Origin of the sequence: Methylobacterium sp. WL6, from assembly GCF_008040095.1 — a bacterium.
Classification (GTDB): domain Bacteria; phylum Pseudomonadota; class Alphaproteobacteria; order Rhizobiales; family Beijerinckiaceae; genus Methylobacterium.
On record NZ_VRVH01000272.1, the window covers coordinates 1 to 6,052 of the forward strand.

The 6,052-nt window shown below is 73.9% G+C and carries 5 protein-coding genes and 1 pseudogene; 2 read left to right on the forward strand and 4 right to left on the reverse strand.

All coding sequences use genetic code 11. The features are described 5' to 3' along the window. A pseudogene (locus FV230_RS23155) lies at window positions 1–232 on the reverse strand (hypothetical protein); the annotation flags it as partial. 212 nt (window positions 233–444) lie between these two features. Between FV230_RS23155 and FV230_RS23160 the strand changes: the two are divergent. Both FV230_RS23160 and FV230_RS23165 read left to right on the forward strand, forming a co-directional pair. After that, on the forward strand, window positions 445–1,164 hold the full coding sequence (locus FV230_RS23160; RefSeq protein WP_147844073.1) for a response regulator: 720 nt from the start codon (window positions 445–447) through the stop codon (window positions 1,162–1,164). After that, window positions 1,161–2,537: an ATP-binding protein gene (locus FV230_RS23165; protein WP_147729470.1), complete on the forward strand. Its 1,377-nt coding sequence runs from the start codon at window positions 1,161–1,163 to the stop codon at window positions 2,535–2,537. Before FV230_RS23160 ends, FV230_RS23165 begins: the two co-directional genes overlap by 4 nt. A 15-nt stretch (window positions 2,538–2,552) precedes the next feature. Here the strand turns inward: FV230_RS23165 and FV230_RS23170 are convergent, their stop codons facing one another. The 3 genes from FV230_RS23170 to rsmD form a co-directional block, all read right to left on the reverse strand. Next, complete coding sequence (locus tag FV230_RS23170) at window positions 2,553–4,262, reverse strand: IlvD/Edd family dehydratase (protein WP_147844074.1); 1,710 nt, start codon at window positions 4,260–4,262, stop codon at window positions 2,553–2,555. 229 nt (window positions 4,263–4,491) lie between these two features. Beyond that, the gene (locus tag FV230_RS23175; protein WP_147844075.1) at window positions 4,492–5,454 is read right to left on the reverse strand and encodes an NAD(P)-dependent oxidoreductase; all 963 of its coding nucleotides are present in this window, start codon (window positions 5,452–5,454) and stop codon (window positions 4,492–4,494) included. Window positions 5,455–5,481: 27 nt separating this feature from the next. Further along, window positions 5,482–6,039, reverse strand: a complete 558-nt coding sequence (rsmD, locus tag FV230_RS23180; protein WP_147844076.1) for a 16S rRNA (guanine(966)-N(2))-methyltransferase RsmD — start codon at window positions 6,037–6,039, stop codon at window positions 5,482–5,484. Window positions 6,040–6,052 lie beyond the last annotated feature (13 nt).

The following is a 6,052-nucleotide window of genomic DNA, read 5'->3' on the forward strand; positions in this document are numbered from 1 at the left end:
GCATCGAAGCGGGTTCGGCCGCCGCCCGGTCCCGCTTGGCGTTCCGGGCCTGCGCGAGGCTGCGAGCCGCCGCATCGGACGGCAGGAGCGCGGGATCGTCGATCAGGGCCGCCGCGGGCTGGGACAGCTGCGCGGCGAGCCATCCGCGGGGATCGCCGGCGATGCGGGCGGTCTCGCCCGGCCGTGCGCCGATCCCGAACCGGTTGAGTGCAAGGACCGCATCCGTGGTCATCGCTTCGATCCCTCGCGGCGCGCCGAACCGGCGGCCTGGATCGGACCTTCGCGCCCGCCTGTCGCGCAACGATCCCAGGTTCGAAAACTTTCTTGCCGAGCTGTCGCAGGCCCGGCGGGCGGTTACATCTTGCGACGTTGTTTCCGCGCGGTCCGGCCGGCCCGGCCGCTAGGATCGGCCGGCGGAAGGCCCGACGACGAAGGCTCGACGACATGGACGCTGCCCACCTGCTGGTCGTCGACGACCACCGCGACATCCGCGATCCGCTGGCCGCCTACCTGCGCCGGCACGACCTGCGGGTGAGCGTGGCGGCCGACGCCGCGGCGGCGCGGGCGATCCTCGGCACCAGCGCCATCGACCTCGTCGTCCTCGACGTGATGATGCCCGGCGAGGACGGGCTCTCGCTCTGTCGCCACATCCGCGAGGTGCACGACACGCCGGTGATCCTGCTGACCGCGATGGCCGAGCAGACCGACCGCATCGTCGGGCTGGAGATCGGCGCGGACGACTACGTGACCAAGCCGTTCGACCCGCGGGAGCTGCTCGCCCGGGTGAAGAACCTGCTGCGCCGGGCCGCCGCCCTGCCGCGCGAGCGCGCCGAACCCGGCGCGCGGCGCCTCGCCTTCGACCGCTGGATCCTGGATAGCGACCGGCGCGAGCTCGTCGACGGGGCGGGTGAGGCGGTCGTGCTCAGCACCGCGGAGTTCCGCCTGCTCGCCGCGCTGGTGCGGCGCCCGCGGGTGGTGCTGTCGCGCGACCAGCTCCTCGACCTGACGAGCGGCCGCACCGCCCAGGCCTTCGACCGCAGCATCGACAACCAGGTCAGCCGGCTTCGGCGCAAGCTCGAGCGCGATCCCGCCCATCCCGAGCTGCTCAAGACGGTGTGGGGCGGCGGCTACGTCTTCGCCACCGACGTGCGGGAGGTCCGGTGAGCCGCCTCGTGCCGCGCTCGCTCGTCTGGCGGCTGGCGCTGCTCCTGGTGCTGGCGGTGGTGGCCGCGCAGGCCGCGGCCTTCGCGATGTTCGCGAGCGAGGCGACCCGCGTCGGGCGCGCCGCCGGCCGCACCCAGGTGATCGACCGCATCGCCATCCTCGTCCGCCTGCTCGACACGGTGCCGGCGGACGCGGTCCCAGGAACCATCGCGGCCTTCAACTCGCCCAGGCACCACTTCTCGATCGGCCCGGCGAGCCTCGTCCCCGACGGGGCGATGGACGCCGACGAGGCCCGGCTGGCGCACGGCCTCGACCGCCGCCTGCAGGCGGATGCGACCGAGGCGCGCCTGCTCCTGGTCAAGCGCGACTCGGTCAGGCGCGACGTCGCCGACGTCGCCGACGACCCGCCGGCCGAGGGACGCCGGGCCAAGCCGGAGGCGCTCCAGGTCTCGGTGCACCTCGCCGACGGGCGCTGGCTCAACGGCGAGGCGCCGGTCGCGCTGCCGACGCCGCCCTGGATGCGGATCGGCCTGTTCCAGATCGCCGCCAGCGTCGTCGCCGTGCTCGCCGTGGTCGGTCTCGGGCTGCGCGGGGTGGTCGGGCCGGTGACAGCCCTGGCGCAGGCCGCCGAGGAGGCCGGGCGCGGCACGATGGTCGCGCCGTTGCCGGAATCGGGCCCCGCGGAACTGCGGACGATGACGATCGCCTTCAACCGGATGCAGGCACGGCTCCGGGCCTACGTCGACGATCGCACCCGGATGCTCGCCGCCGTCAGCCACGACCTGCGCACGCCGATCGCCTCGCTGTGGCTGCGCGCGGAGATGGTGGAGGACGAGGACCTCCGCGCCGGCATGGTGCGGACGCTGGGCGACATGAAGCGGATGGTGGAGGCGACGCTGTCCTTCGCCCGCGACGACGCCGCCTCGCAGGCGAGCGGGCCCCTCGACCTCGCCGAGCTCGCCCGCACGCTGGCCTCGGACCACGCCGCGCTCGGCCGCGACGTCACCCTGTCCGCCCCAGAAGCCCTTCCCTTCGCCGGCCGGCCCGACGCCCTGAGGCGGGCGCTCGACAACCTCGTCGAGAATGCGGTCCGCTACGGGCGACGCGCGCGCCTCGCGCTCGATCGCGACGGCGCGGACGTGCGCATCCGGGTCGAGGACGACGGGCCGGGCATCCCTGCCGACCGGGTCGAGGCGATGTTCGAGCCCTTCGCCCGGCTCGACGATTCGCGCAGCGACGAGACCGGCGGCACCGGCCTCGGGCTCGCCATCGCGCGCTCGGCGATCCGCGCGCATGGCGGCGAGATCCGGCTGCACAACCTGCCGCAAGGGGGCCTGCGCGCGGAGGTCGTCCTGCCCGGGGCGGGACGCTGACGCCGGTCGCGGCGTTCAGCCGGTCTCCGGCGACGCGCGCATGAAACCGAAGTCGCAGCCCGCGTCGGCCTGCTCGACCGTCTCGTAGAGCAGGCGCGCGTAGCCGCGGGCGGCCCAGGCCGGGCGCTCGGCCGGACCCGCCTCGGACCGGCGCCGCTCCAGCTCGGCGTCGTCCACCAGGAGGTCGATGCGACGGGCCGCCGTGTCGAGGCGGATGCGGTCGCCGGTGCGGACGAGCCCGAGCGGGCCGCCGTCGGCCGATTCCGGGGTGACGTGCAGCACGATCGTGCCGAAGGCGGTGCCGCTCATCCGCGCATCGGAGATGCGGACCATGTCCTTCACCCCAGCGGCGAGGATCTTCTTCGGGATCGGCAGGTAGCCGGCCTCGGGCATGCCGGGCGCGCCCTTGGGGCCCGCGTTCTGCAGGACGAACACGTCGTCGGGGCCGACGTCGAGGTCGGGGTCGTCGATCCGCGCGGTCATGTCGGGGATCGAGGCGAACACCACCGCGCGGCCCTCGTGCTGGAGCAGCGCCGGGCTCGCGGCGCTGTGCTTGATCACGGCGCCCCGCGGCGCGAGGTTGCCGCGCAGGACCGCCATCGCGCCCAGCGGCTTGATCGGGTTGTCCCGCGACCGGATCACCGTCTGGCCCGGGACGTCCTCGGCCGCCGCGGCCACGTCGCGGAGCGTCCCGCCGGCCACCGTCCCGGCGTCGAGGTCGATCAGGTCCCCGAGCTGCGCCATCAGCTTCGGAACGCCGCCGGCATGGTGGAAATGCTCCATGTAGTGGTCGCCGGACGGCTTCAGGTCGACCAGCACCGGCACCGCACGGCCGAGCCGGTCGAAGGCGTCGAGGTCGATTCCGTGCGGCGTGCGGTTGGCGATGGCGGTGAGGTGGATCAGCCCGTTGGTCGAGCCGCCGATCGCCTGGAGCACCACCTGCGCGTTGCGGAACGCGTCCGGCGTCAGGAGCTCGCTCGGGCGGGGACCGCCCGAGACCGCCATCTCGGCGGCGCGCCGGCCGCTGGCCTCGGCGAGCCGGATGCGCTCGGCGTGCGGCGCGGGGATCGTCGCCGACATCGGCAGCGACAGGCCGAGCGCCTCGGCGATGCAGGCCATGGTGCTGGCCGTGCCCATCACCATGCAGGTGCCGACGGAGGGCGCGAGCCGGCCCTCGACGGCGGCGATCTCGGCCTCGTCGAGCTGGCCGGCGCGGTGCGCGCTCCAGAGCCGGCGGCAATCGGTGCAGGCGCCCAAAACCTCGCCCTTGTGGTGGCCCACCACCATCGGCCCGGTCGGGATCACCACCGTCGGCAGGTCGGCGCTGGCCGCGGCCATGATCTGAGCCGGAAGCGTCTTGTCGCAGCCGCCGATGACGATCACCGCGTCCATCGGCTGGGCGCGGATCATCTCCTCGGTCTCCATCGCCATCAGGTTGCGCAGGAACATCGAGGTCGGGTGCGCGAAGCTCTCGTGGATCGAGATGGTGGGGAACACCATCGGCATCGCGCCGGCGAGCATGACACCGCGCTTGGCCGCCTCGATCAGCGCCGGCACGTTGCCGTGGCATGGATTGAAGTCGCTGGCCGTGTTGGTGATGCCGACGATCGGCCGGTCGAGGGCGTCGTCGGAATAGCCCGCCGCCTTGATGAAGGCCTTGCGCAGGAACAGCGAGAACCCGGCATCGCCGTAGCTGGTGAGACCCTTTCGCAGACCCTTACTCATCGTGCCGTTCCTCGCTCCGATCCAGGTTCACACACTCGGCGGCTCGGTTTCGGATCGGGGGCCGCCCGGCTCCCTCTCCCATGGGGAGAGGATTGAAGTGAGAGGCGTGACCTCTCCGGAGGCTCACGCCCCTCATCCTGTCCTTCTCCCCCATGGGAGAAGGGACCCGCGCGATGTCACGGCTCCCAAGCGCCGTGTGCGCCCGCCTCCGCGCGCGCACCGCCAGCCGTCAGCGTTCCAGCGCGGCCGGGTTCACGAGGTTCCGCGGCCGCTCGCCGGACAGGATCCTGAGCATCTCCTCCACCGCCCCGAGGCCCATCGCGCGCAGGCTCGTGGCGGTGGTTCCGGCGACGTGCGGCGTCAGCAGCAGGTTCGGGCAGGCGTGGAGCGGATGGTCGGGCGCCAGCGGCTGATGCTCGAACACGTCGAGCGCCGCGCCGCCGAGCCGGCCGGCGTTCAGCGCCGCCACCACCGCGTCGGTCACGACGATCGGCCCGCGGGCGACGTTGATCAGCACCGCACCCGGGCGCATCCGCCCGATCAGCGCGGCGTCGACCAGCCCGCGCGTGGCGTCGGTGAGCGGGCAGGCGATCACCACCGCGTCGCTGCCCGAGAACAGCGTCGCGACGTCCACCGGCTCGACGAGCCCGCCATGGTCCGATGCGGTCCGCGACGCCCCGAGCACGCGCAGGCCGAAGCCGTGGCGGGCGATTCCCGCGACGCGGCGGCCGATCTCGCCCATCCCGAGGATGCCGAGCGTGGTGCCGCCGATCTCGGCGAGGTCGTTGGCGCGGGTCTTGGCCGCGAGCCAGCCGTCCCGGCGCAGGCCGGCATCGACCTCGGCGAGCCGCCGCCGCAGGGCGAGGAGGGCGGAGAAGACGTACTCGGCCACCGCCCCGGTGTTGCTGCCGGGCAGGTTCGCCACCGGGATCCCGCGGGCAGTGGCGGCCGCCAGCGGCACGAAGTCCAGCCCGACGCCGTGGCGGACGATGCCGCGAAGCTTCGGCGCGTGGTCGAGGATGTCGTTGGGCAGCTGCGCGCGCACGATCATCCCGGCGGCGTCGGGGGCGAGCGCCCGCAGGGAGGACGCCGCCGTGTCGGGGGCGACGACGACGCGGGCATGGGGCGCTAGCATCGCGACCGCGTCGGGGTGGATCGGGTTGGTGAGGAGGACGAGGGGCAGGGGGGTCAAGGAACGGCCTTTCTCGCCTTGGGCAACTCAGCCCGTGAAGCGCGCCAGCGTGACCGCCGTGTCGCCGTAGATCCGCCGTTCCAGGTCCGTGAACCCCGCCGGCAGAGCGACGACCGCGTCGGCGGATTCCTCGATCACCACCAGGGCGTCGGGCGTCAGCCAGCCGCCCTGCGCGGCCGCCGTCAGCGCTGCGGGCGCCAGGTCGCGGCCGTAGGGCGGATCGCAGAACACCAGGGAGAAGCGACCGGTGGTGCCCGAGGGGCCGAGCTTGGTCGCGTCCCGCCGGAACAGGCGGGTGCGCCCCTCGGCGCCGAACTGCTCGATGTTCTCGCGGATGACGCCGCGCGCCTCCGCCCCCTCGTCGACCAGCAGCGCGTAGGCCGCGCCGCGGGACAGCGCCTCGAAGCTCAGCGCGCCGGTGCCGGCGAACAGGTCGAGGATGCGGGCGCCCGGCACCGCGTCGTCGTAGGCGTGGGCCAGAACGTTGAACAACGCCTCCCGCAGGCGGTCCGAGGTCGGGCGGATCGCGTCGGAGCGCGGGGTGGCGAGGCGCCGGCCGCGCCAATCCCCGCCGACGATCCTCACCGCCCGCCGCGGC